Raw genomic sequence first — 24,823 nt, 5'->3', positions numbered from 1 at the left:
AGCACCCTGTCGAACCGAGGAAGGCCACGGTCATGCCGTACCCGCACCCGCACCCCTCTCCCGCCGACCGGCCGGTCGTCAGCCGTCGCCGACTGCTGGAGGGAGGAGCCGCCGTGCTCGGCGCGCTCGCCCTGTCCGCGTCGCCCGCCGCGGCGCACGCGGCCGGCCGGCGCCCGGCGGCGGACGGCCCGCCCGAGTGGAACGACGGCCTGAGCGTCTACCGGGTCGGCACCGAGCCGCCGCACACCACCCTCATGCCCTACGCGGACCTCGGACAGGCCCTGAAGGGCGACCGCGAACGCTCGCCGTACCGGCTGAGCCTCGACGGCACCTGGAAGTTCGCCTACGCGGACCGCCCCGACGACCGGAACAAGGACTTCCACGGCACCGACGTCGACGACTCCGGCTGGGACACCATCCCCGTGCCCTCGGCCTGGCAGATGCACGGCTACGACTTCCCGATCTACGTCAACATCACCTACCCCTGGTGGGGTCCCAACGGCGGTGGCGAGGACGCCCAGCCGCCGGCCGCCCCGACCCGCTACAACCCCGTCGGCCAGTACCGCCGCACGTTCACCGTGCCCCGCACCTGGTCCGGCCGCCGCACCTTCCTGCACTTCGAGGGCGTCAAGTCCGCCCACTACGTGTGGATCAACGGCGAACTGGTGGGCTACCACGAGGACTCCTACACCTCCGCCGAGTACGACATCACGCCCCATCTCAAGCCGGGCACCAACCAGATCGCCGTCGAGGTGTACCGCTACTCCGACGCGGAGTGGCTGGAGGACCAGGACATGATCCGGCTGAGCGGCATCTTCCGCTCGGTCCACCTCTACTCCACGCCGAGCGTGCACCTGCGCGACTTCCGCCTGGACACCCCACTCGGCGACGGCTACACCACCGCCGAACTCAAGGTCACCGCGCACGTCCGCGACTACGGCGGCAAGGGCGCCGGCCGCTACACCGTCGAGACCCAGCTGTACGACGCGCACGGCCACGCCGTCTGGTCGCGGCCCCTGAACCGGCCCGTCGACGTCCCCGACGGCGACGAGGCCACCGCCGAGGCGTCCAGAGCCGTCCCCTCGCCGAAGCTGTGGTCGGCCGAGCACCCGAACCTCTACACCGCCGTGCTCCGCCTGCGCGACCCGGCCGGCAAGGTCGTCGAGACCCTCTCGCACCGGGTCGGCTTCCGCGAGTTCGCGCTCAAGGACGGCCTGATGCGCATCAACGGAAAACCGGTCTCCTTCCGCGGCACCAACCGGCACGAGATGCACCCCGTCACCGGCTCGGCGCTCACCCGCGCGCAGATGGTCGAGGACATCGGGATCATCAAGCGGCTCAACATCAACAGCGTCCGCACCTCGCACTACCCCAACAACCCGCTCTGGCTCGAACTCGCCGACGAGTACGGCCTGTACCTCGTCGACGAGACCAACCTCGAGACCCATGGCATCCGCGACAAGTTCCCCGGCAGCGGCCACCCGGAGTGGACCGAGGCGTGCGTGGTCCGCGCCCAGAACATGGTCCACCGCGACAAGAACCACGCCTCGGTGGTCATCTGGTCGCTCGGCAACGAGGCGGGCGGCGGCACCACCTTCAACGCCATGCACGACTGGATCCGCTCCTACGACTCCACCCGCGTCATCCAGTACGAGGGCGACGACCGCCCGGGCATCAGCGACATCCGCTCCGAGATGTACGACAGCCCGCAGCGGGTCGAGCAGCGCGCCAAGGACACCGGCGACACCCGGCCGTACGTGATGATCGAGTACTCCCACGCGATGGGGAACTCCAGCGGCAACTTCAAGAAGTACTGGGATGTCGTCCGCCGCCACGACGTCCTCCAGGGCGGCTGGATCTGGGACTTCGTCGACCAGGCTCTGGCCTGGCCCACGCCCACGCGGAAACTGCTCACGGAGACCGGGCCCGGCGGGATCCGCGGTGAGGTCATCAACCCCAGCGGCACCTTCGACCGCGCCAAGGGCGTCTCCGGCGGCACCGTCTTCGCCCGCGACACCGGCCTCGACCTCACCGGTTCCCTCACGCTGGAGGCATGGGTCACCCCGCACGTGACCGGCTTCCACCAGCCGATCCTCGCCAAGGGCGACACTCAGTACGCCCTCAAGCAGACGGACGAGAACCTGGAGTTCTTCATCCACGGCGGCGGCCAGTGGGTCACCGCGAGCTGGGCGCTGCCCGACGGCTGGACCGGCGAGGAGCACCACATCGCCGGCGTCTTCGACGCGGACGCGGGCACGCTCACCCTGTACGTCGACGGCCAGGTGCGCGGCACCAGGACGACCACCCGGCGCCCCGCGAACAACACCGCGTCCCTGTCGCTCGCCACCGACATCGACAACCCGACCCGGGAGTTCAGCGGCACCATCCGCCGGGCCCGCGTGTACGCCCGCGCGCTGGGCGCCGCCGAACTGGCCTCGGTCACCCGCGCGCCGGGCGACGAGGGCGTGCGCTTCTGGTTCGACGCCGCCACCGCCGGCTTCACCGAGAAGCGCCCGCGCGACAAGACGTTCTACGCCTACGGCGGCGACTGGGGCGACAACCCCAACGACGGCGCCTTCTCCGGCGACGGCATCGTCACCGCCGACCGCGGCCTCACCGGCAAGTCCGCCGAGGTCAAGCAGGTCTACCAGGCCGTCAACGCCACGGCGGCCCCGGGCGGCCCCGGCGCCGTCACCCTCACCAACGAGTACCTGTTCACCAACCTCCGCGAGTTCGACGGCCGTTGGTTCCTCGTCGCCGACGGCGAGGTCGTCCAGCGCGGCCGGCTGACCCGCGACCAGCTGAACGTCGCCCCGCTCGGCAGCAAGGACATCAAGATCCCGGTGCGGCTCCCGGCGAAGCCCGCGCCCGGCACGGAGTACTTCCTCCAGCTCTCCTTCACCACCAAGGAAGCCACCCCGTGGGCCAAGGCCGGCTTCGAGGTGGCCAAGCAGCAACTCGCCCTCGACGCGGGCAGCCCGGCCGTGAAGCCCGCGCCCCTGCGCGGCGTGCCCGCCCTGAGCCACACCGACGGGGACAAGACCGTCAGCGTGAAGGGCAGGGGCTTCGCCGTCACCGTCGACAAGGGCACCGGGACCATCACGTCCTACGAGGCGGGCGGCACCCGTCTCCTCACCTCCGGACCCGTCCCGAACTTCTGGCGGGCGCCCACCGACAACGACCGCGGCAACGGCCAGCACACCCGCAACCAGACGTGGCGCGACGCCGGAGCGAAGCGGAAGGTCACCGACGTACGGGTACGGCCCCTCGACGACCGGGCCGTCGAGGTCACCGTCACCGGCACGCTGCCCACCGCCACCGAGTCGACGTACAGCACGACCTACACGGTCTTCGGCAACGGCGAGATCAAGGTCGACAACACCCTGCACCCGGGCGCGGCCGGCCTGCCGTACATCCCGGAGGTCGGCACCCTGCTGTTCCTGCCGCGGAGCCTGGACCGGCTGCACTACTACGGCCGGGGCCCCGAGGAGAACATGTGGGACCGCAACAACGCCACCGACGTGGGCCTGCACTCCGGCACCGTCTCCGGGCAGTGGACCTCCTACCTGCGCCCCCAGGAGAACGGCAACAAGACCGATGTCCGCTGGGCCGCGCTGACCGACGGCCGGGGACGCGGGCTGCTCGTGACCGGTGAGCCGCTGCTGGAGGTCAACGCCTCGCACTTCACCCCCGAGGACCTGTCCGTCGGGACCCGGCACGACTACCAGCTCACCCCCAGGGACGCGGTGGTCCTGCGGCTCAACCACCGCCAGATGGGCGTGGGCGGTGACAACAGCTGGGGCGCGCACACGCACGACGAGTTCAAGCTGCTCGCGAACCGCGACTACGCGTACGGCTACCGGCTGCGTCCGCTGGCGCGCGTGAGCGAGGCGATGGCGGCCTCACGCCGGCCCACCGCCACCGAGTAGCACGAGCGGCGGGTCAGCGGCGCCGCCTCAGTCGGTGGCGTCGCTGATCCCCAGGCGCAGATGCTCCACGTGGTACACGGCCTGGTCGAGCAGCTCGGCGACATGGTGGTCGTGCAGCGCGTAGACCACCGAACGGCCCTGCCGCTCGCCCACGACCAGGCCCAGATTGCGCAGCAGCCGCAGCTGGTGCGAGCAGGCCGACTGCTCCATCCCCACCTCGGCGGCCAACTCCGTGGCCGGCAGCGGGCCTTCGCGCAGCCGCGCCAGGATCAGCAGCCGGGAGGGCGTGGACAGGGCCTGGAGCGTGGTGGCGACCTTCGCGACGTTGTCCGCGTCCAGGCGTACGCGCTCGGCGGCTTCCTGCACGGGGGTGACGGCTCCATGACCCATGGTGTCATCGTACCGGCCCCGTGCGCATACATGAATGAATCTTCATCTATCTCGGTCCGATGGCGGGGCGCGGGCACGTCGATGTCGGATTCTCGCCAGCCCCGCACCGGGCCGGTGCCGGATGCTGGACCCATGCAGATGGGGATGCACACCGACACCGAGCGCTGCGTGCGCGCCGTCCGGTCCAAGGACGCGCGGTTCGACGGCTGGTTCTTCACGGCCGTCCTGACCACCGGCATCTACTGCCGCCCCAGCTGCCCGGTGGTGCCGCCGAAGCCGGAGAACATGGTCTTCCACCCCAGCGCGGCGGCCTGTCAGCAGGCCGGGTTCCGGGCCTGCAAGCGCTGCCGGCCCGACACCAGCCCCGGCTCCCCGGAGTGGAACCAGCGCGCCGACCTCGTGGCCCGCGCCATGCGGCTGATCGCCGACGGCGTCGTGGACCGCGAGGGCGTGCCCGGCCTCGCCGGACGGCTCGGCTACAGCACCCGGCAGGTCGAGCGGCAGCTCCTCGCCGAGCTGGGCGCGGGCCCCCTCGCGCTCGCCCGCGCCCAGCGCGCCCAGACGGCCCGGCTGCTCATCGAGACGACCTCCCTGCCCATGGCGCAGATCGCCTTCGCCGCCGGCTTCGCCTCGATCCGCACCTTCAACGACACGGTCCGCGAGGTCTTCGCCCTGCCCCCGAGCGAGCTGCGCGCCCGCGCCCCGAAACGGCAGGGCGCGAGCACCCCCGGAGCGCTCTCCCTGCGGTTGCCGTTCCGCGCCCCGCTCAACCCCGACAACCTCTTCGGCCACCTCGCCGCGACGGCCGTACCCGGCGTGGAGGAGTGGCGCGACGGCTCCTACCGCCGCACCCTGCGCCTGCCGTACGGCCACGGCATCGTGGCCCTCACCCCGAACCCGGACCACATCGCCTGCCGCCTCACCCTCAGCGACCTGCGCGATCTGACCGTCGCCATCAGCCGCTGCCGCCGCCTGCTCGATCTGGACGCCGACCCCGTCGCCATCGACGACCAGCTCCGCACCGACCCGGTCCTCGCACCACTGGTCGACAAGGCGCCCGGCCGGCGCGTGCCGCGCACGGTCGACGAGGCCGAGTTCGCCGTCCGGGCCGTGCTCGGGCAGCAGGTCTCCACGGCCGCCGCCCGCACCCACGCGGCCCGCCTGGTCACCGCCCACGGCGAACCGGTCGAGGACCCCGAGGGCGGCCTCACCCACCTCTTCCCGGCCCCCGAGGCCCTCGCGGCGCTGGACCCCGAGTCGCTGGCGATGCCCCGCACCCGCCGCGCCACCTTCACCACCCTGGTCCACCGGCTCGCCGACGGCGAGCTGCGCCTCGGCGTCGAGAGCGACTGGCCGCAGACCCGCGCCCAGCTCCTCGCGCTGCCCGGCTTCGGCCCCTGGACGGTGGACGTCATCGCCATGCGCGCCCTGGGCGACCCCGACGCCTTCCTCCCCACCGACCTCGGCATCCGCCGCGCCGCCCGGGAACTGGGCCTGCCGTCCACACCCGCCGCGCTCACCGCACGCGCCGCCGCCTGGCGCCCCTGGCGGGCCTACGCGGTCCAGTACCTCTGGGCGACCGACAGCCACCCGATCAACTTCCTTCCGGTATAGGGACGTCCGATGAAGCAGCACACCGTGACCGACAGCCCGTACGGCCCGCTCACCCTCGTCGCCGAGGACGGCGTCCTGTGCGGCCTCTACATGACCGACCAGCGCCACCGCCCGCAGCAGGAGACCTTCGGCACCCGCGACGACACCCTCTTCGCGGAGACGGAGGAGCAGCTGAAGGCCTACTTCGCGGGTGAGCTGAAGGAGTTCACCGTCGAACTGCGCCTGACCGGCACCCCGTTCCAGCGCGCCGTCTGGGAGGAACTGCGCCGCATCCCCTACGGCGAGACCCGCACCTACGGCCGGCTCGCCGACACCCTCGGCACCCCCACCGCCTCCCGCGCGGTCGGCCTCGCCAACGGCCGCAACCCCATCGGCATCATCGTCCCCTGCCACCGCGTCATCGGCGCGAGCGGCAGCCTGACCGGCTACGGCGGCGGCCTGGAGCGCAAGCAGCGCCTGCTGGACTTCGAGCGGGGCGCGGCCCTGTTCTAGGGGGTGCCCACGAGGCCGCGCAACAGCTCCGGCAGCGCCGTGCCGATGGGATCGCGGACGATCTCGTCGGCGCGGTCGTCGTACGGGGTCGGCTCGGCGTTGACGATGACCAGACGGGCGCCGTGGTCGGCGGCCACACCGGCGAGACCGGCGGCGGGCTGCACCTGAAGGCTCGTGCCGACGGCGACGAAGACCTGGCAGGCCTTGCTGACGGCGGCCGCCTCACCGAGGACGACGGGGTCGAGCCGCTCGCCGAACATCACCGTCGCCGGCTTCAGGATCCCGCCGCACTCGAGGCACGGCGGGTCCTCCTCACCGGCCTCGACCCGGGCCAGCGCGTCCGCCATCGGGCCGCGGGCGTGGCAGCCGGTGCAGACGACACTGCGGGCCGACCCGTGCAGCTCGAACACCTTGCGGGCGGGCATCCCGGCGAGCTGGTGCAGCCCGTCCACGTTCTGCGTGATCACCCGCACCGGCACCCCGGACCGCTCCAGCTCCGCCACCGCCCGGTGCGCGGCGTTGGGCTCGGCCCGCAGCGCCCCCGTCTCGCGCCGCATCAGCCAGGAGCGGCGGCGGATCTCGGCATCGCCCATGTAGTACTCGTACGTGACGAGCTTCTCGGCCTCGGGATCCCGTCGCCACAGCCCGTTGGGCCCGCGGTAGTCAGGGATCCCGGAGTCCGTGCTGATACCGGCGCCGGTGAGCAGCGCGACGAGGGGCTTGGCCATGTCGGCGAGCGTAGGCCGGGCGGCGGGGCGACGGCGAGCGGATATCGGACCGGACGCCGAGGGGTGAGCCGCCGACCGGTCAGAACACCCGCCGGCCGTTCTCCAGCTCCGCCGTCCCCGAGCCGTCCGCCAGGACGTCGAGTGCGGTCAGCACGCGGCCGCCGAGGGCGCCCGGCAGGTAGTCGGCCAGCTCCTCGCGCGGGACCAGACACCAGGACAGCAGCTCCTCCTCCTGGAGGCGGATCGCCTTGAACTCGTCCTCGCTCAGCACCCCGCCGTCGTACAGGTATGCCACCACCGGCGGCCGGCCCGTGCCGTGCACCCAGTCGACGGCCAGCAGCCGACCGGGTTCCCGGTCCAGGCCGGTCTCCTCGGCCGTCTCGCGTCGCGCGCCCTGCCGCGGGGTCTCGCCGGTGTCGGACTCGACGGTGCCGCCGGGCAGCACCCAGCCCTCCCGGTAGTTGGGCTCGACGAGCAGCACACGGCCCTCGCGGTCCCGGAAGAGCGTGGCGGCGCCGGCCAGGACGCGGGGCAGGGAGGCGATGTAGGCGGCGTAGTCAGGAGAGGTGGTCATCGGTGCAGGGTAACCACCGGGGCCCGTCGCATCCCCCACCCGCGCGGTCAGGCCGGCGTGGCCTCCGCCAGCCGCAGCGTCCGTTCCGCCAGCTCGCTGATCCGCACCCCGTCGAAGCCGAACACCGCGCTGCGGACCGTGTCCTCCAGCGGGGTCTTCCACTGGTCGGCTATGGCCGCGGCCCCGCCGAACACACCGGCCACCGAACCGGCCGTCGCTCCGTTGGAGTCGGTGTCCAGGCCGCCGCGGACGGTCAGGGTGATGGTGCGGGTGAAGTCGCCGTCGCCGTAGAGCAGACCGGCGGTGAGGACGGCGGCGTTCGGGACGGTGTGGATCCAGCCCATGCCCGTGGTCTCCTCGGCGACCGTGGTGAGCGTGTCCTCCCAGGACATCCGGGTGTCGTGCAGCGAGACCACCCGCCGCACCGTGCGGGCGAGGCGGCTGCTCGCCGGGATCACCGCCAGGGCCTCGTCGACGGCGTGCCGCACGGTGGGCGCCGTGAACGCGGCCGCGATCAGCGCCGCCGCCCACATCGCCCCGTAGACCCCGTTGCCGGTGTGCGACAGCACCGCGTCGCGGCGGGCCAGGGAGGCGGCCCGGCGCGGGGCGCCCGGGCAGGTCCAGCCGTAGACGTCGGCGCGGATGAGGGCGCCGATCCACTCCTGGTACGGGTTGTCGTACGTCGCCGTCAGCGGCGGCTTCAGTCCGTTGGCGAGATTGCGGTACGCCGCCCGCTCGGCGGTGAACGTCTGCAGATACGGCAGCCGCAGCAGCCACAGGTCGCCGACCTGCTCGGTGCTGAAGCCGAAGCCGTGGGTCTCCAGCAGGTCGAGGCCGAGGATCGCGTAGTCGACGTCGTCGTCACGGCAGCTGCCGTGGATGCGGCCGCGCACGCACTGGCGCCACTCGGGGCGCAGCTCGAACCCGTCGTGCTCGCTGATCGGCTCCGGCAGGTAGTCGGTGAGGGGGAGCGCCGCGGCCTGTCTGAGGTAGCGGTCGATGCGGTCGCGGGTCCATACCTCGCCCTGTTCGACCGGCTTGCCGAGCATGTTTCCCGCGATGCGGCCCGTCCAGCCGCCGAGGATGCGGCCGGCCAGGTCTGTGTCGGTGTACGCAGGGGCCATGGTTACGGTCTACCCGCTCCGGCGGCCGGGGGCGCGTCGTCCGCGGTGTGGGCAGATGCTGACGGCTGGGGCGTCCGCCGGTTAAGGTCGCAGCGGCGCGACTGGCCTTGACATGTGTGAGGGCCCGGAGAGCAAGGGGAGTGCAAGTGGCGGACGCTGCAGTGAGCGGCACCCGGACGACACAGCGGGTGCTCGTCGCCGCGGACAAGTTCAAGGGGTCGCTGACGGCCGTCGAGGTCGCCGAGCGGGTCACGGCCGGACTGCGCCGGGTCCTGCCCGGCCTCGAGGTCGAGGCGCTGCCCGTGGCCGACGGCGGCGACGGGACCGTGGCCGCGGCCGTCGCGGCCGGGTTCGAGCGCCGGGAGGTACGGGTCGCCGGTCCCCTCGGCGACGAGGTGACGGCGGCGTACGCGCTGCGCGAGGGCACCGCGGTCGTGGAGATGGCCGAGGCGAGCGGGCTGCAACGGCTGCCCGCCGGGGTGTTCGCCCCGCTCACGGCGTCCACGTACGGCTCCGGCGAGCTGCTGCGGGCGGCCCTGGACGCGGGCGCCCGCACGATCGTCTTCGGGGTCGGCGGCAGCGCCACCACCGACGGCGGCGCCGGGATGCTGTCCGCGCTGGGCGCCCGGTTCCTGGACGCCGAGGGTGAGCCGGTGCCTCCGGGCGGCGGCGGACTGGCCGAACTGGCCACGGCCGACCTGTCGGGACTGGACCCGCGCCTCAGCGAGGTCGAGCTGGTCCTCGCGAGCGACGTCGACAACCCGCTGACCGGCCCGAAGGGCGCACCCGCGGTCTACGGCCCGCAGAAAGGCGCCGCGCCCGACGACGTGGCGGCCCTGGACACCGCCCTCGCGCACTTCGCGAAGGTGCTGGAGGGCGCGGCCGGCCCCAAGGCCGCCGAGTACGCGGCCTCCCCGGGTGCCGGTGCGGCGGGCGGCATCGGCTACGGCGCCCTGCTGCTGGGCGCCCGGTTCCGCCCCGGCATCGAGGTGATGCTCGACGTCCTGGGCTTCGCACCCGCCCTGGACCGCGCCGACCTGGTCATCACCGGCGAGGGCTCCCTCGACGAGCAGACCCTGCACGGCAAGGCACCGGCCGGCGTCGCCGCGGCGGCCCGTGCCGCGGACAAGGACGTCGTGGCGGTCTGCGGCCGCCTGGCACTGCCGCCCCAGACCCTGGGCCGAGCCGGTTTCCGCCGGGCCTACCCCCTCACGGACGCGGAACCGGACGTGGCGAAGTGCATCGCCGAGGCGGGCCCGATCCTGGAGCGGGTGGCGGAGCGGATCGCCAGGGACTTCCTGACCTGAGCCGCGCGCTCGCGTCGTCCGAGGCACGAAGAAGGCCCCGAGCTCTCGGCTCGGGGCCTTCTTCCTGGTGGTACGGCCGCCACTACGGCAGCTGCGCCGCCCGTGCCTCGCGGCGGTTGCCGCGGAAGTTGTTCACCCGGCGAGCCGTCGCGAACAGCGGAATCACCGCGCCCATGACCAGCTGGAGCGCGCACCCCGTCTGGAGCAGCAGCTGGCCGCTCGGCGCGTCGAAGGCCCAGGCGGCCATCAGGCCCATGCCCAGCACGATCCACGACAGCATCGCCACGGCGAGCCGGCCCCGCGGCTTCGGGTACTCCACGCGGCTCACCATCAGCCACGCCGTCCCCAGGATCGCCAGCAGCGTCGCCACGAAGGGCAGCTCCAGCAGCACGATGGACACGACCGTCAGTGCGCCGAACGGCGACGGCATGCCCTGGAAGGTGCCGTCCTTGACCGTGACGCACGAGAACCGGGCAAGCCGTAGCACCACCGCCAGCAGCACCACGATCGCCCCGACCGCCGCGACCCGCTGGTACGCGCCCTCCGCCACCATGCCGTAGACGAGGACGAAGTACGCCGGCGCCAGGCCGAAGCTGATCAGGTCGGAGAGGTTGTCCAGCTCGGCGCCCATGGGGGAGGAGCGCAGCTTGCGCGCCACCAGGCCGTCGAACAGGTCGAAGACCGCCGCGCACAGCATCAGGATGACCGCCGTGGCCGCGCTGTTGCGCGCCATGCCGGACTCCTGGCTGCCCATGAGGTCGGGGATCAGGATGCCGGTGGTGGTGAAGTACACCGCCATGAAGCCGCACGTGGCGTTGCCGAGCGTCAGCGTGTCCGCTATCGACAGACGAAGAGAGAGGGGCATCTCCTCTTCTTCGTCGACCTCGTCGGCCTCCGGGACCCAGCCGGCCTTGGTATCAGGATCAATCACGGTCAATGCGAGTCACCCCAGCCACGGTCTTCTGACCCACCTCGACCGCGACCTCCACGCCCTCGGGCAGGTAGAGGTCGACACGCGAGCCGAAGCGGATCAGGCCGATCCGCTCGCCCTGCTCGACCTTCGTGCCCTGGGGCAGGTAGGGGACGATGCGACGGGCGACCGCGCCGGCGATCTGGATCATCTCGATGTCGCCGAGCTCGGTGTCGAAGTGCCAGACGACACGCTCGTTGTTCTCGCTCTCCTTGTTGAAGGCGGGAACGAAGCCACCGGGTACGTGCTCGACCGACGTCACCGTGCCCGCGAGGGGCGCGCGGTTGACGTGGACGTTCAGCGGGCTCATGAAGATCGCGACGCGCGTGCGGCCGTCCTTCCACGGCATGATGCTCTGCACCACACCGTCGGCGGGCGAGATGACCCGGCCCTGGGTGATCTCGCGCTCGGGGTCGCGGAAGAACCACAGCATCCCCGCCGCGAGCGCGGTGGCGGGAACGGCGACGGCCTTGGCGGCGCCGGAGCGCCGGGCCCGGGCCAGGCTGAGGGCTGCGGTGGCGACGGTCGGAAGGAGCCACGGCGATGCTCCGCGCGCGAGGCGTACGCCGGCCCGGCTGTCGCGTGGTGCAGAGGTTTGGCTGTGGGGCATGGATGACCTTCGTAGCGGATGATGCCGCACTCTGACGGGGGACGGCGGCTTTCCGGCGATCGTAGCGGCTCGGAGCCGTAACTGGGTAAGCCAGGCTGCCGAGTCGGCGGCAGAAGAGTGTTCACGGGGTGTGATCTTCTTCTCCAAGAAAACACCCCGTATCCGGACATCTAGCCCTGGAATCGATACTCTTCGAGCAGCCGCCTGCCGATGATCATTTTCTGGATCTCGGCGGTACCTTCACCGATGAGCAGCATCGGAGCCTCACGGTAGAGGCGCTCGATCTCGTACTCCTTGGAGAAGCCGTAGCCGCCGTGGATCCGGAAGGCGTCTTCGACGACCTCCTTGCAGTACTCGGAGGCGAGGTACTTCGCCATCCCAGCCTCGAGGTCGTTTCGCTCCCCGGAGTCCTTTTTGCGTGCTGCGTTCACCATCATCGCATGGGCGGCCTCGACCTTGGTAGCCATCTCGGCCAGCTTGAACTGGATCGCCTGGTGCTGGGCGATCGCCTTCCCGAAGGTGTGACGCTGCTGCGCGTACTGGACACCCAGTTCGAACGCACGCTGAGCGACGCCACAGCCACGCGCCGCCACGTTGACGCGGCCGACCTCGACGCCGTCCATCATCTGGTAGAAACCGCGGCCGGTGACCCCGCCGAGCACGCGGTCGGCGGGAATCCGCAGGCCATCCATGATGAGCTCGGTGGTGTCGACCCCCTTGTAGCCCATCTTGTCGATCTTGCCGGGGATCGTGAGGCCGGGACGCACCTCGCCGAATCCGGGCTCCTTCTCGACAAGGAAGGTCGTCATCGACTTGTGGGGCGCCGTACCCTCGGGGTGACCTTCGTCACTCTTGACCAGAACGGCCACCAAAGACGACGTTCCGCCGTTCGTCAGCCACATCTTCTGGCCGTTGAGGACGTACTCCTCACCGTCCTTCACCGCCTTCGACGAGATCGCCGACACGTCCGAGCCGAGCGCCGGCTCGGACATCGAGAACGCGCCCCGGATGTCGCCGGCCGCCATCCTCGGCAGGAAGTGGTCCTTCTGCTCCTGCGTGCCGTGCTGCTTGAGCATGTACGCCACGATGAAGTGGGTGTTGATGATGCCGGACACCGACATCCACCCGCGGGCGATCTCCTCCACGCACAGCGCGTAGGTCAGGAGCGACTCGCCCAGACCCCCGTACTCCTCGGGGATCATCAGGCCGAACAGGCCCAACTCCTTCAGTCCGTCGACGATCTGCTGCGGATACTCGTCGCGGTGCTCCAGCTCCGTGGCGACCGGAAGGATCTCCTTGTCCACGAAGTCCCGGACGGTGGACAGGATCTCCTGCTGGATGTCCGTCAGACCGGCGGTCTGGGCGAGTCGCGCCATGGCTACTTCTCCTGCTCCCTGAGCTCGGGGCGGCCGGGCTGCTCGCCGCCGCGCTCCTTGATGTACGTCTCGGTCGGCACCATCACCTTGCGGCGGAACACGCAGACCAGCGTGCCGTCCTGCTTGTAGCCCTTGGTCTCGACGTAAACGATTCCGCGGTCGTTCTTGGACTTCGACGGCCACTTGTCGAGCACGGTCGTCTGGCCGTAGATCGTGTCGCCGTGGAAGGTCGGCGCCACGTGCTTCAGCGACTCGATCTCCAGGTTGGCGATCGCCTTGCCGGAGATGTCCGGTACGGACATGCCGAGCAGCAGCGAGTAGATGTAGTTCCCGACGACGACGTTCTTGCCGAAGTCCGTCGTCTTCTCCGCATAGTTCGTGTCCATGTGGAGCGGGTGGTGGTTCATGGTGAGGAGACAGAACAGGTGGTCGTCGTACTCGGTGACCGTCTTTCCCGGCCAGTGCTTGTACGTCGCCCCGACCTCGAACTCCTCGTAGGTGCGCCCGAACTGCATCGCGCTCAGCGCCTCTCTAGTCGGTGGGGATCTCGAACTTGCCGGTGCGCTGCATGCCCGCCGCGCGGCCCTTGCCGGAGATGACGAGCGCCATCTTGCGGCTGGCCTCGTCGATCATCTCGTCGCCGAGCATCGCCGAGCCCTTCTTGCCGCCCGCCTCGGACGTGTAGTAGTCGTACGCGTCCAGGATCAGCTCGGCGTGGTCGTAGTCCTCCTGCGACGGCGAGAAGATCTCGTTGGACGCCTCGACCTGGCCCGGGTGCAGCACCCACTTGCCGTCGAAGCCGAGGGCCGCGGCCCGCTGGGCTACCTCGCGGTAGCCGTCGATGTTGCGGATCTGCAGGTAGGGGCCGTCGATCGCCTGGAGGTTGTTGGCGCGGGCGGCCATCAGGATCTTCATGAGGATGTAGTGGTAGGCGTCCGCCGGGTAGCCGGGCGGCTGCTCGCCCACGACCAGCGACTTCATGTTGATGGACGCCATGAAGTCGGCCGGGCCGAAGATGATGGTCTCGACGCGCGGGGAGGCCTGCGCGATCTCGTTGACGTTGTTCAGGCCCTGCGCGTTCTCGATCTGCGCCTCGATGCCGATCTTGCCGACCTCGAAGCCCATCGTCTTCTCGATCTGCGTCAGCAGCAGGTCCAGGGCGACGACCTGCTGGGCCGTCTGCACCTTCGGCAGCATGATGCAGTCGAGGTTCTGGCCGGCGCCCTCGACGACCGTGACGACGTCGCGGTACGTCCACTCGGTCGTCCAGTCGTTGACACGCACGACCCGCGTCTTGCCCGTCCAGTCGCCCTCGTTGAGGAACTTGACGATGGTGTGCCGCGCCTCGGGCTTGGCGAGCGGCGCGCACGCGTCCTCCAGGTCCAGGAAGACCTGGTCCGCCGGGAGGCCCTGCGCCTTCTCCAGGAAGCGGGGGTTGCTTCCCGGCACCGCGAGACACGAGCGGCGGGGACGCAGACGGTTGACGGTCATGCGGGGACCTCCAGGGGGTCGAGCTTGTTCGCTTTCCGGATCTCGTCGACGATGCGGCCGATGATTCCGGTGATGTCGAAGTCCTTCGGGGTGAAGACCGCGGCCACTCCGGCTGCCCTGAGCTGCTCGGCGTCACCATTCGGGATGATGCCACCGGCGATCACGGGTATATCTGTGGCACCGGCCACACGCAGCCGTTCGAGGACGTCCGGCACCAGCTGGGCGTGCGAGCCGGACAGGATGGACAGGCCCACCGCGTGCACGTCCTCGGCGAGGGCCGCGTCCACGATCTGCTCCGGCGTCAGCCGGATGCCCTGGTAGACCACCTCGAAGCCGGCGTCCCTGGCGCGCACCGCGATCTGCTCGGCGCCGTTGGAGTGCCCGTCCAGGCCCGGCTTGCCGACCAGGAAGCGCAGCTTGCCCACGTTCAGGTCCTTGGCCGTGAGGTCGACCTTGCGGCGGACCACGGCGAGGGCGCTGCCCTCCTCGACCGGAACGGCCACCGGCGCCGAGGAGACACCCGTGGGCGCCCGGAACTCGCCGAACACCTCGCGCAGGGCCCCGGCCCACTCGCCGGTCGTCGCCCCGGCGCGCGCGCACTCCAGGGTGGCCTCCATGAGGTTCTCGTCGCCGCGCGCGGCCTCCTTCAGCCGCTCCAGGGCCTTGCAGGGCCGCGGGTGGTTGAAGGGCGGCTGGTAGCGGCTGTCGCGCCACTGCTCCAGCCCGGCGATGACCCGGGCCTCGACCGCCGGGTCCACCGTCTGGATCGCGGTGTCCAGGTCGGCGGTCAGCGGGTTCGGCTCGGTGCCCTCGAAGGCGTTGACACCGATGATCTTCTCCTGGCCCGACTCGATCCGCCCGCGGCGCTCGGCGTGCGAGGCGACCAGTTGCGACTTGAGGTAGCCGGACTCGACGGCCGCCATCGCGCCGCCCATCTCCTGGATGCGGTCGATCTCGGCGAACGACGCCTCGACCAGCTGCTCCACCTTCGCCTCGATCACCTTCGAGCCCTCGAAGATGTCCTCGTACTCCAGCAGGTCGCTCTCGTACGCCAGCACCTGCTGGATGCGCAGCGACCACTGCTGGTCCCAGGGGCGGGGCAGCCCGAGGGCCTCGTTCCAGGCGGGGAGCTGCACGGCGCGCGCGCGGGCGTCCTTGGAGAGGGTGACGGCCAGCATCTCCAGCACGATCCGCTGGACGTTGTTCTCCGGCTGCGCCTCCGTCAGGCCCAGGGAGTTGACCTGGACGCCGTAGCGGAAGCGGCGCTGCTTGGCGTTCTCGATGCCGTAGCGCTCGCGGGTGATGCGGTCCCAGATGCGGCCGAACGCCCGCATCTTGCACATCTCCTCGACGAAGCGGACGCCCGCGTTCACGAAGAACGAGATGCGGGCCACGACGTCGCCCATGCGCTCCTGCGGCACCTGGCCGGAGTCGCGCACGGCGTCGAGGACGGCGATCGCGGTGGACATCGCGTACGCGATCTCCTGGACCGGCGTGGCGCCCGCCTCCTGCAGGTGGTAGCTGCAGATGTTGATCGGGTTCCACTTCGGGATGTGGGAGACCGTGTACGCGATCATGTCCGTCGTCAGGCGGAGGCTCGGCCCCGGCGGGAACACGTGCGTCCCGCGGGACAGGTATTCCTTGACGATGTCGTTCTGGGTCGTGCCCTGAAGCTTGGTGATGTCCGCGCCCTGCTCCTCGGCGACGACCTGGTAGAGCGCCAGCAGCCACATGGCGGTGGCGTTGATCGTCATCGAGGTGTTCATCTGCTCCAGGGGGATGTCCTGGAACAGCCGGCGCATGTCACCGACGTGCGCGATCGGCACGCCGACCCGGCCGACCTCGCCGCGGGCGAGGATGTGGTCGGAGTCGTAGCCGGTCTGCGTCGGCAGGTCGAACGCCACCGACAGACCTGTCTGGCCCTTGGCGAGGTTGCGCCGGTACAGCTCGTTGGACGCCTCGGCCGTGGAGTGACCGGCGTACGTGCGCATGAGCCACGGCCGGTCCTTCTCCCGCACACCTTCGGCGGGCTGACGCTCAGTCATCTATGACCTCGGCTGTCTCAGATGTTGCGGAAGCGGTTGATGGCGTCGATGTGCTTGGCGCGCTTCTCGTGGTCGCGCACGCCCAGGCCCTCCTCGGGGGCCATGCACAGGACGCCGACCTTGCCCTGGTGGAGGTTGCGGTGCACGTCGAACGCGGCCTGGCCGGTGTCCTCGAGGGAGTACACCTTCGACAGGGTGGGGTGGATCTTGCCCTTCGCGATGAGCCGGTTGGCCTCCCAGGCCTCGCGGTAGTTGGCGAAGTGCGAGCCGATGATCCGCTTCAGCGACATCCACAGGTAGCGGTTGTCGTACTCGTGCATGTAGCCCGAGGTCGAGGCGCAGGTGGTGATGGTGCCGCCCTTGCGCGTGACGTAGACGCTCGCGCCGAAGGTCTCGCGGCCGGGGTGCTCGAAGACGATGTCGATGTCCTCGCCGCCGGTGAACTCGCGGATGCGCTTGCCGAAGCGCTTCCACTCCTTCGGGTCCTGGGTGTTCTCGTCCTTCCAGAACTTGTAGCCCTCGGCGCTGCGGTCGATGATCGCCTCGGCGCCCATCGAGCGGCAGATCTCCGCCTTCTGCTCGCTGGAGACGACACAGATCGGGTTGGCGCCGCCGGCCAGCGCGAACTGGGTGGCGTAGCTGCCGAGTCCGCCGCTCGCGCCCCAGATCAGGACGTTGTCGCCCTGCTTCATGCCGGCGCCGTTGCGGGAGACCAGCTGGCGGTAGGCGGTGGAGTTGACCAGGCCGGGGGCGGCGGCCTCCTCCCACGACAGGTGGTCGGGCTTCGGCATCAGCTGGTTGGACTTGACCAGGGCGATCTCGGCGAGGCCGCCGAAGTTGGTCTCGAAACCCCAGATGCGCTGCTCGGGGTCGAGCATCGTGTCGTTGTGGCCGTCGCTGGACTCCAGCTCGACGGACAGACAGTGCGCGACGACCTCGTCACCGGGCTGCCAGGCGTTGACGCCCGGGCCGGTGCGCAGGACGACGCCCGCGAGGTCGGAGCCGATGATGTGGTACGGCAGGTCGTGGCGCTTGGCCAGCTCGTTGGTGCGGCCGTAGCGCTCCAGGAAGCCGAAGGTGGACAGCGGCTCGAAGATCGACGTCCACACGGAGTTGTAGTTCACCGAGGAGGCCATGACGGCCACCAGCGCCTCGCCCGGGCCGAGCTCGGGCAGCGGAACCTCGTCCAGGTGGATCGACTTGCGGGGGTCCTTGTCGCGCGTGGCGAGTCCGGCGAACATCTCCGTCTCGTCCTTGTGCACGGTGATCGCGCGGTACGACTCGGGGATCTGGAGGGCGGCGAAGTCCTCCGACGTGGAGTCGGGCGACTGGATCGCGGCCAGGATGTCCTTAACGGTCACGGTGTTGCCTCCGGCGGTGAGCGCCCTGAGGGAGGGGCGCCGATGGTTACGTCGGTGCTGCTGAGGGTTGAGGGTGTGCCGTCGGTTCGGCGGTGGTGCTGATCGGCAGCGCTGGGTGGCGCGGGAGGTTGCCTGTGACGCAGGCGCCCGGGCGGGCAAGCGGGTGAGCTTGCCGGGACGTCGCTCGGACCTCTTCAACGTATGACACCGCGTGTCACCCCGCAAGGCACTGAGTGCCAGAACTTGATCTCAGATGAAATCTTTACGTAACAAATGAGCGATGATCGATCGAACGGGCTCTTCAAGGGCCTGCAAAACGGCCCCTGACATGCCAAAACGGCCACCCCGAGGGGTGGCCGTCATCACACGGGTGAAGGGGCGCTCAGCGCTCCTTGAGGGCCTGCTCGATCGTCCGCATGACCTCGTCGAGCGGTGCGTCGGTGCGGGCGACGGTCACCAGTACCTCGCCCTGCGTGGAGGCCGTGGCCACGGCCGGCTGCGGCTCCGTCGAGCGGCCGGCCCCGATGCCCGAGCCGAAGGTCTTGCGCACGATCGCGAAGGCGTGGTCCAGCTGCGCCTCCACGTCCCCCTGACCGCCCGCGCGCAGCCAGCGCCGCAGGACGTGGTTGTGGGCGGTGACGACCGCGGACGCGGCGACCTCCGCCAGCAGCGGGTCGTCGTTGGCGTCGTCGGCGTGCGCGCGCTCGTCGAAGTGGCCGAGGAGATAGCGGGTGAAGAGGCGCTCGTAGCGGGCCACCGAGGCGATCTCCGCCTCGCGCAGGGTGGGCACCTCGCGCGTCAGCTTGTAGCGGGCGACGGAGATCTCCGGCCGGGCCGCGTACATCCGCATGACTTCCTTGATGCCGCGGCACACCGTGTCGAGCGGATGCTCGTGCGCGGGCGCGGCGTTGAGCACCGCCTCGGCGCGGATCAGGGTGTCGTCGTGGTCGGGGAAGATCGCCTCTTCCTTGGAGCGGAAGTGGCGGAAGAACGTGCGGCGGGCGACCCCGGCCTGGGCCGCGATCTCGTCGACGGTGGTCGCCTCGTACCCCTTGGTCGCGAACAGCTCCATCGCGGCGGCCGCCAGTTCCCGGCGCATCTTGAGCCGCTGGGCGGCGGCGCGAGAGCCGGCGGCACTCTCCGGCGCGTCGGCCGTGGCGGGTGTACGTGAGGACTTGGCGGGCTGGGGCATGCCCTGAACGTACTGCATGTGCGCAGCTCGCCGCGCGTGGCCCGGTTCTCCCCCGCCGCCGGAGGGCGGGCCGGGGGCGGCCCGGCCGGCCGGGTGGAACCGGTCCGGGCCGAGCAGGCCGCCCCACTCCGCGCCGGACCGGAACCAGTCGCCGGGACGCTCAGCGCTTGGCATATTCGCGGAAGCCACGGCCGGTCTTGCGGCCGAGGCAGCCCGCGGCCACCAGGTGCTCCAGCAGCGGCGCCGGAGCGAGCCCCGGGTCGCGGAACTCGCGGTGCAGGACCTTCTCGATGGCGAGCGAGACATCCAGCCCGACGACGTCCAGCAGCTCGAACGGGCCCATCGGGTAACCGCCGCCCAGCTTCATCGCCGCGTCGATGTCGTCGAGCGACGCGTAGTGCTCCTCGACCATCTTGATCGCGTTGTTCAGGTACGGGAACAGCAGCGCGTTCACGATGAAACCGGCCCGGTCACCGCAGTCGACCGGGTGCTTCCTGATCCGGCCGCACACCTCGCGGACCGTCGCGTGGACGTCGTCGGCGGTCAGCACGGTACGGACGACCTCGACGAGCTTCATGGCCGGCGCCGGGTTGAAGAAGTGCATGCCGATCACGTCCTGCGGGCGCGAGGTGGCCCGGGCGCAGGCGACGACCGGCAGCGACGAGGTCGTGGTGGCCAGGATCGCGCCCGGCTTGCAGACCTTGTCCAGGGCCGCGAACAGCTGCCGCTTGACCTCCAGGTCCTCGGCGACCGCCTCCACGGCCAGGTCGACGCCGGCGAAGTCGTCGTAGGTGCCCGTGGCGGTGATGCGGTCCAGGGTCTCGGCGGCCGCCTCCGCGGTCATCCGGCCCTTGTCGACCGAGCGGGCCAGGGACTTGCCGATCCGGGCCTTCGCGTTCTGCGCCTTCTCCGCGCTGCGGGCGGCGATGACCACCTCGTACCCGCCCTTGGCGAACACCTCGGCGATACCGGAGGCCATGGTGCCCGAGCCCGCGACACCGACCGAGCGGATCTCCCGGCCGGGAACCAGGTCGCCGCCCTCCAGCGGGGTCAGCGCGTCCCGCACGACGACCGGGCTGCCCGGCGCCTCGTAGGTGTAGAAGCCGCGCCCTGCCTTGCGGCCGGTCAGACCCGCCTCGCTCAGCTGCTTGAGGATCGGCGCGGGGGCGTGCAGCCGGTCGCGGGAGGAGGTGTACATGGCCTCCAGGACCGTGCGCGCGGTGTCGACGCCGATCAGGTCGAGCAGCGCCAGCGGGCCCATGGGCAGTCCGCAGCCCAGTCGCATCGCGGCGTCGATGTCCTCGCGGGAGGCGTACTTCGCCTCGTACATCGCTGCGGCCTGGTTGAGGTAGCCGAACAGCAGGCCGTCCGCGACGAAACCGGGCCGGTCGCCGACGGCGACGGGCTCCTTGCCCAGGTCGAGCGCGAGGTCGGTGACCGCGGTGACGGCCGCCGGCGCGGTCAGCACCGAGGAGACCACCTCGACCAGCTTCATGGCCGGCGCGGGATTGAAGAAGTGCAGGCCCAGCACCCGCTCCGGACGGGAGGAGTCGGCGGCCAGCCGGGTCACCGACAGGGCGTTGGTGCCGGTCGCCAGGATCGTCTCCGGGCGCACGATCCCGTCCAGCTCCCGGAAGATCTGGTGCTTGACCTCGTACGACTCCGGGGCCACCTCGATGACCAGGTCGGCGTCGGCCGCGGTGCGCAGGTCGGCGGAGGTGCGGACACGGCCGAGGATCTCGGCGCGCTCCTGCTCGGTCAGCCGGCCGCGCTCGACGCCGCGGGCGGTGGAGGCCTCCAGGGCGGCGACGCACTTCGCGGCCTGGGTCTCGCTGATGTCGATGCCGACGACCGTGCGGCCGGCCTTGGCGAGGACCTCGGCGATGCCGGTGCCCATCGTGCCGAGGCCGACGACGGCGATGGTCTGCAGCGGGGACTGGGACGGGTCGGACAGGGGAGTGGCCATCGCGGGACTCCAGGATGAGGGTGACGACGGGGAACGCGCTCCGGGTGCGCCGGAGTCGGTCCGGCAGGGGCCGGACCACGGGCGCACCGGGTGCGTGGTGAAATGCGGGTGTTGGCCGGGCTGCGAAGCGCACACGCCCGGTGCCGCGCCCCGGGCGTGCACACGCCCGGAAGGGAACGGCGGTTCCGACCGGCCCTGTCCCGGGGCCGAGCCGTACTTGCGGTACCTGAGGCACCGAACCGACTGCTCCCGCGACAGCCGCGTCACCAGACCGCCGCGAGGAAATACGAGTGGGTAACTCGCTCGTCTGAGCTTAACCGGCGGGTAACGAGCGCGCCAGCCCCCGGGTTTGTGATGTACGTCCCGCGCAGCTCGCGCCGCCCCTAACCTCTGAGTCATGGACGAAGAGTTGCGATCACTCACGGAGCGCTTACGGCAGGAGTCCGGGGCGCCGCCCGCGTTCGAGCGGCTCGTGGCGACCGACGACCTCGACGCCCTGGCGGCGGCGCTGACCGAACCCGGTCAGCACCTGTGGGCGAGGGAGCTGGCCGCGTTCCGGCTGGGGCTCGCGCGGGACCCGCGGGCCTTCGAGGCCCTGGTGCTGCTGCTCAACCACCGTGACCCCCCGCGCTGTGCCTCCGCCGCCCATGCCCTGGCCCGGCTGGGAGATCCGCGCACCGCCCGCGCGGCCGCCGCCCTCGCCACCAACGAACTGCGCGTCGCCTACGCCCTGCACCCGGTGCGGCTCCTGGTCGAGCTGCGTGCCCCGGAGGCGGTGCCCGCGCTGATCACCACGCTCCAGCGGCGGCTGCGCCCGCACGACCCGTACCGCCGCGTGGCGCTGGCCTGCGTGGACGGACTCGGGGCGCTGGGCGACGCCCGGGCCAGAGCCGTCCTGAACGAGGCGCTCGCGCATCCGGCGCTGGCCGAGGCGGCGGTGCGGGCGCTGGGGCGGATCCCGAAGCAGAGGTGACGACAGCGCGGGAGGGGCCCGCCGTACCGCGACGTCAGCAGGGGGAGGAGCCCGCCCTACCGCGACGTCAGCGGGCGAGGGGCCTGGTGTACCGCACCTCGGGGACCGCGACCCCGTCCACCTCGAAGGGCTCCTCGGCGCCGTCCGCCCGGAAGCCGGCCCGTTCGTAGAAGCGGCGGGCCCGGTCGTTCTCCTTGAGCACCCACAGCAGGAGACGGCCGTGGCCCGCGGCGGAACAGCGCGCGACCGACTCCGTGAGCAGCGCCCGCCCCACGCCCCGCCCCACCTGATCCGGGTGCACGTAGATGGCGTACAACTCGGCGTCCTCGGTGCGGACTTCCCCGTCCCGGTACGGGCCGTGGCACGCCCAGCCGACGATCTCGCCACCGGTGTCCTCGGCGACCAGGTTCACCACACTGCCGTCAGCCTGCGCGAGGTGCGTACGACGCCACTCGGCGTCCTCCTCGACGCTGAGCCGGTCCAGGTAGGACTGCGGCATCAGGCCCCGGTAGGCGCTGCGCCAGCCGCCGACACGGACCTCCGCGACGCCCTCGCAGTCGGCGAGCGTCATCTCCCGTATCCGCGGGCCCCTCATGGCGCGACCACCGCGAACGCCTCGACCTCGATGAGGCACTCGGGCCGGACCAGCGCGGCGACCTGCACCGCCGAAGCGGCGGGCAGCCGGTCGTCGGGTATGTGTTCGGCGCGCGCCGCGCGGACGGCCGGCATATGGGCCATGTCCGTGACGAAGTAGGTGAGTTTGACGACGTCCTCGAAGGTCGCGCCGGCGGCCGCCAGACAGCGCCGGAGGTTCTCGAAGACCTGGCGCGCCTGCGCCGCCGGATCGCCTTCGCCGACCGGCCGCCCGCGCTCGTCGAGCGCGAGCTGACCGGCGATCGCCACGAAACGGCCGGTGCCCAGGACGACATGGCTGTACTGGGCCGCGGCGGCGACGCCGTCGGGGGCGGGAATTCTCGTCAGCTCACTCATGGGTTCATGGTGGACCACGGGACTGACACTCCCCGCCCCAGGCGTCTCGTCAGCCCGCTCAGTGCCGGAAGCCGAGCAGGCCGTGCAGCGCCGAGCCGTTCGACGGGGCCGACGCCGCCGTCCCGGCCGCCGCGGGCTTCGGATCCGGCAGCGCCTCGCACACCGCGTCCGCCTCGCCGTACCCGCGCGGCACGGTGCCGTCCGTCAGATACGCCGCCAGGTGTTTGTCCAGGCAGGCGTTGCCGCTCAGAGTGATGCCGTGGTTGCCGCCGCCCTGTTCGACCACCAGGCTGGAACGGGCCAGCAGGCGATGCACGGTGACACCGCCCTCGTACGGCGTGGCCGCGTCACCGGTCGCCTGGAACAGCAGGACCGGCGGCAGCTGGCCGTTGGCCACGTTCACCGGGCGCAGCGAGTCCGTCGGCCAGAACGCGCACGGCGCGTTGTACCAGGCGTTGTTCCAGGTCATGAACGGCGCCTTCTCGTAGACCGCCCAGTTGTCCTCACGCCACCGCCGCCAGTCGCGCGGCCAGCCGGCGTCCCGGCACTGTACCGAGGTGTAGACGCTGTAGCCGTTGTCGCCGGAGGCGTCGACCGCGCCGAAGTCCTCGTATGCCTCGACCAGCGGCTCGGGGTCCTTGTCGTGCACGTACGCCGCGAACGCCTCCGCGAGGATCGGCCAGTAGCCGTTGTAGTAGCCGCCCGGGAGGAAGGTGTCCTCCAGCTCGGAGGCGCCCACCGTGCCGCCGGCCGGCTTCCTGGCGAGGGTCGCGCGCATCGCGTACCATGTGGCCTCGATCTTCTCAGGATCGGTGCCCAGCCCGTACGTGCCGTCGTGCTCGGCGACCCAGGCCAGGAAGGCGCGGTGGCGGTCGTTGAAGGCCACGTCCTGGTTGAGGTTGGCCTCGTACCAGACGTCCGTCGGGTCGACGACGGAGTCCAGGACCAGGCGCCGGACCCGCTCGGGGAAGAACCTGGCGTAGACGGCGCCCAGGTAGGTGCCGTACGAGTAGCCGAAGTAGTTGATCTTCTTCGCGCCCAGGGCCTGCCGGATCGCGTCCATGTCGCGGACGACGCCGGCGGTGTCGATGTACGGCAGCAGGTGCGCGTACTTCTTGCCGCAGGCGGCGGCGAAGGACTTGGCGCGGGCGAGGTTGGCCTTCTCGATCGCGGGCGTCGTCGGCAGGGAGTTCGGGCGGACCGGGGCGAAGTGCCCCGGCCTGCAGTCCAGCGCGGGCTTGCTCGCTCCCACGCCGCGCGGGTCGAAGCCGATGACGTCGTACCGGGCCGCGACCTTCGCCGGCAGCGAGCGCGCGACGAACCCGGCGAGCGTCAGGCCGCTGCCGCCGGGGCCCCCGGGGTTGACCAGCAGCGGGCCCTGGTAGGCCCGGGCTGTGTGCGGGACGCGGGACAGGGCGAGGGTGATCTTCTCCCCGTGCGGCCTGCGGTGGTCGAGCGGCACTTTCAGGGACGCGCACTGCAGCGTCGGGTAGTTCTTGGTGGCGCAGCTCTTCCAGGTGAGCTTCGCGGCCTGGATGGTGCTGGTCGCGGTGCTGGGTGCGCTCGCCTCGGCGGGAACGGCCGTGAAGGTCCCGGCCATGACGACGGCGGCGCCGCACAGCGCGGCTGCGCGTTTTCTCACGGAGTCCTCCCAGGACGGCGGGATGGAGGACCGCGAGGGTCGCCGTCCT

General features: G+C 71.1%; 21 protein-coding genes. 5 read left to right on the top strand and 16 right to left on the bottom strand.

What is annotated here, in order from left to right:
- Nucleotides 1-32: 32 nt before the first annotated feature.
- Complete coding sequence (locus IE153_RS04660) at nucleotides 33-3,929, top strand: glycoside hydrolase family 2 TIM barrel-domain containing protein (RefSeq protein ID WP_189588456.1); 3,897 nt, start codon at nucleotides 33-35, stop codon at nucleotides 3,927-3,929.
- Between the two features lie 27 nt (nucleotides 3,930-3,956).
- Here the strand turns inward: IE153_RS04660 and IE153_RS04655 are convergent, their stop codons facing one another.
- Entirely contained in the window at nucleotides 3,957-4,319 is a 363-nt protein-coding gene (locus IE153_RS04655) for an ArsR/SmtB family transcription factor (protein WP_189588455.1), read from the bottom strand.
- 144 nt (nucleotides 4,320-4,463) lie between these two features.
- Here IE153_RS04655 and IE153_RS04650 point away from each other — a divergent pair, with 144 nt between their 5' ends.
- Together IE153_RS04650 and IE153_RS04645 are read left to right on the top strand one after the other, a co-directional pair.
- Nucleotides 4,464-5,933, top strand: coding sequence for an AlkA N-terminal domain-containing protein (locus IE153_RS04650; RefSeq protein ID WP_189588561.1), 1,470 nt, complete (start codon nucleotides 4,464-4,466; stop codon nucleotides 5,931-5,933).
- 9 nt (nucleotides 5,934-5,942) lie between these two features.
- Nucleotides 5,943-6,425, top strand: a complete 483-nt coding sequence (locus IE153_RS04645) for a methylated-DNA--[protein]-cysteine S-methyltransferase (RefSeq protein ID WP_189588454.1) — start codon at nucleotides 5,943-5,945, stop codon at nucleotides 6,423-6,425.
- On the opposite strand, the gene IE153_RS04640 is transcribed toward IE153_RS04645, so the two are convergent.
- From IE153_RS04640 to IE153_RS04630, 3 genes are all read right to left on the bottom strand, one after another.
- A complete protein-coding gene (locus tag IE153_RS04640) occupies nucleotides 6,422-7,153 on the bottom strand; it encodes an SIR2 family NAD-dependent protein deacylase (RefSeq protein ID WP_189588453.1) in 732 nt (243 codons plus the stop codon). The genes IE153_RS04645 and IE153_RS04640 overlap by 4 nt on opposite strands.
- A 79-nt stretch (nucleotides 7,154-7,232) precedes the next feature.
- Nucleotides 7,233-7,727 carry an NUDIX domain-containing protein gene (locus tag IE153_RS04635; RefSeq protein ID WP_189588452.1) on the bottom strand — a complete coding sequence of 165 codons (495 nt, stop codon included), beginning with the start codon at nucleotides 7,725-7,727 and terminating at the stop codon, nucleotides 7,233-7,235.
- 47 nt (nucleotides 7,728-7,774) lie between these two features.
- Nucleotides 7,775-8,851 (bottom strand): ADP-ribosylglycohydrolase family protein, encoded by a 1,077-nt coding sequence (locus IE153_RS04630; protein ID WP_189588451.1) that lies wholly within the window; start codon nucleotides 8,849-8,851, stop codon nucleotides 7,775-7,777.
- Between the two features lie 188 nt (nucleotides 8,852-9,039).
- On the opposite strand from IE153_RS04630, the gene IE153_RS04625 reads away from it, so the two are divergent.
- Nucleotides 9,040-10,158 (top strand): glycerate kinase, encoded by a 1,119-nt coding sequence (locus IE153_RS04625; RefSeq protein WP_189588560.1) that lies wholly within the window; start codon nucleotides 9,040-9,042, stop codon nucleotides 10,156-10,158.
- A gap of 82 nt (nucleotides 10,159-10,240) precedes the next feature.
- On the opposite strand, the gene pssA is transcribed toward IE153_RS04625, so the two are convergent.
- From pssA to IE153_RS04580, 9 genes are all read right to left on the bottom strand, one after another.
- Nucleotides 10,241-11,023 (bottom strand): CDP-diacylglycerol--serine O-phosphatidyltransferase, encoded by a 783-nt coding sequence (gene pssA, locus IE153_RS04620; RefSeq protein ID WP_097223278.1) that lies wholly within the window; start codon nucleotides 11,021-11,023, stop codon nucleotides 10,241-10,243.
- Nucleotides 11,024-11,081: 58 nt separating this feature from the next.
- The gene (locus IE153_RS04615) at nucleotides 11,082-11,738 is read right to left on the bottom strand and encodes a phosphatidylserine decarboxylase (RefSeq protein ID WP_030843916.1); all 657 of its coding nucleotides are present in this window, start codon (nucleotides 11,736-11,738) and stop codon (nucleotides 11,082-11,084) included.
- A 170-nt stretch (nucleotides 11,739-11,908) separates the two neighbouring features.
- Complete coding sequence (locus tag IE153_RS04610) at nucleotides 11,909-13,114, bottom strand: acyl-CoA dehydrogenase family protein (RefSeq protein ID WP_189588450.1); 1,206 nt, start codon at nucleotides 13,112-13,114, stop codon at nucleotides 11,909-11,911.
- A gap of 2 nt (nucleotides 13,115-13,116) precedes the next feature.
- Nucleotides 13,117-13,629: a MaoC family dehydratase gene (locus IE153_RS04605; RefSeq protein ID WP_030843910.1), complete on the bottom strand. Its 513-nt coding sequence runs from the start codon at nucleotides 13,627-13,629 to the stop codon at nucleotides 13,117-13,119.
- A gap of 16 nt (nucleotides 13,630-13,645) precedes the next feature.
- Complete coding sequence (locus IE153_RS04600; RefSeq protein ID WP_189588449.1) at nucleotides 13,646-14,605, bottom strand: HpcH/HpaI aldolase/citrate lyase family protein; 960 nt, start codon at nucleotides 14,603-14,605, stop codon at nucleotides 13,646-13,648.
- The gene (locus IE153_RS04595; RefSeq protein WP_189588448.1) at nucleotides 14,602-16,650 is read right to left on the bottom strand and encodes a protein meaA; all 2,049 of its coding nucleotides are present in this window, start codon (nucleotides 16,648-16,650) and stop codon (nucleotides 14,602-14,604) included. The genes IE153_RS04600 and IE153_RS04595 overlap by 4 nt, the downstream gene beginning before the upstream one ends.
- 17 nt (nucleotides 16,651-16,667) lie before the next feature.
- Nucleotides 16,668-18,011 (bottom strand): crotonyl-CoA carboxylase/reductase, encoded by a 1,344-nt coding sequence (gene ccrA, locus IE153_RS04590; RefSeq protein WP_189588447.1) that lies wholly within the window; start codon nucleotides 18,009-18,011, stop codon nucleotides 16,668-16,670.
- 382 nt (nucleotides 18,012-18,393) lie between these two features.
- Nucleotides 18,394-19,221 carry a TetR family transcriptional regulator gene (locus IE153_RS04585; protein ID WP_185006715.1) on the bottom strand — a complete coding sequence of 276 codons (828 nt, stop codon included), beginning with the start codon at nucleotides 19,219-19,221 and terminating at the stop codon, nucleotides 18,394-18,396.
- 142 nt (nucleotides 19,222-19,363) lie between these two features.
- Nucleotides 19,364-21,169: a 3-hydroxyacyl-CoA dehydrogenase family protein gene (locus tag IE153_RS04580; RefSeq protein ID WP_189588446.1), complete on the bottom strand. Its 1,806-nt coding sequence runs from the start codon at nucleotides 21,167-21,169 to the stop codon at nucleotides 19,364-19,366.
- A gap of 397 nt (nucleotides 21,170-21,566) precedes the next feature.
- On the opposite strand from IE153_RS04580, the gene IE153_RS04575 reads away from it, so the two are divergent.
- Nucleotides 21,567-22,142 carry an adenylosuccinate lyase gene (locus tag IE153_RS04575; protein ID WP_189588445.1) on the top strand — a complete coding sequence of 192 codons (576 nt, stop codon included), beginning with the start codon at nucleotides 21,567-21,569 and terminating at the stop codon, nucleotides 22,140-22,142.
- Nucleotides 22,143-22,209: 67 nt separating this feature from the next.
- Here the strand turns inward: IE153_RS04575 and IE153_RS04570 are convergent, their stop codons facing one another.
- From IE153_RS04570 to IE153_RS04560, 3 genes are read right to left on the bottom strand one after another with little or no spacing between them, the layout of a single operon-like run.
- Nucleotides 22,210-22,737: a GNAT family N-acetyltransferase gene (locus IE153_RS04570; protein ID WP_189588444.1), complete on the bottom strand. Its 528-nt coding sequence runs from the start codon at nucleotides 22,735-22,737 to the stop codon at nucleotides 22,210-22,212.
- A complete protein-coding gene (locus IE153_RS04565; protein ID WP_189588443.1) occupies nucleotides 22,734-23,132 on the bottom strand; it encodes a RidA family protein in 399 nt (132 codons plus the stop codon). The genes IE153_RS04570 and IE153_RS04565 overlap by 4 nt, the downstream gene beginning before the upstream one ends.
- Before the next feature lie 58 nt (nucleotides 23,133-23,190).
- A complete protein-coding gene (locus IE153_RS04560) occupies nucleotides 23,191-24,774 on the bottom strand; it encodes an alpha/beta hydrolase (protein ID WP_189588442.1) in 1,584 nt (527 codons plus the stop codon).
- Nucleotides 24,775-24,823: the final 49 nt, after the last annotated feature.

Origin of the sequence: Streptomyces massasporeus, from assembly GCF_014648995.1 — a bacterium.
GTDB lineage: Bacteria > Actinomycetota > Actinomycetes > Streptomycetales > Streptomycetaceae > Streptomyces > Streptomyces massasporeus.
This window is presented reverse-complemented; position numbering and strand designations above follow the sequence as displayed.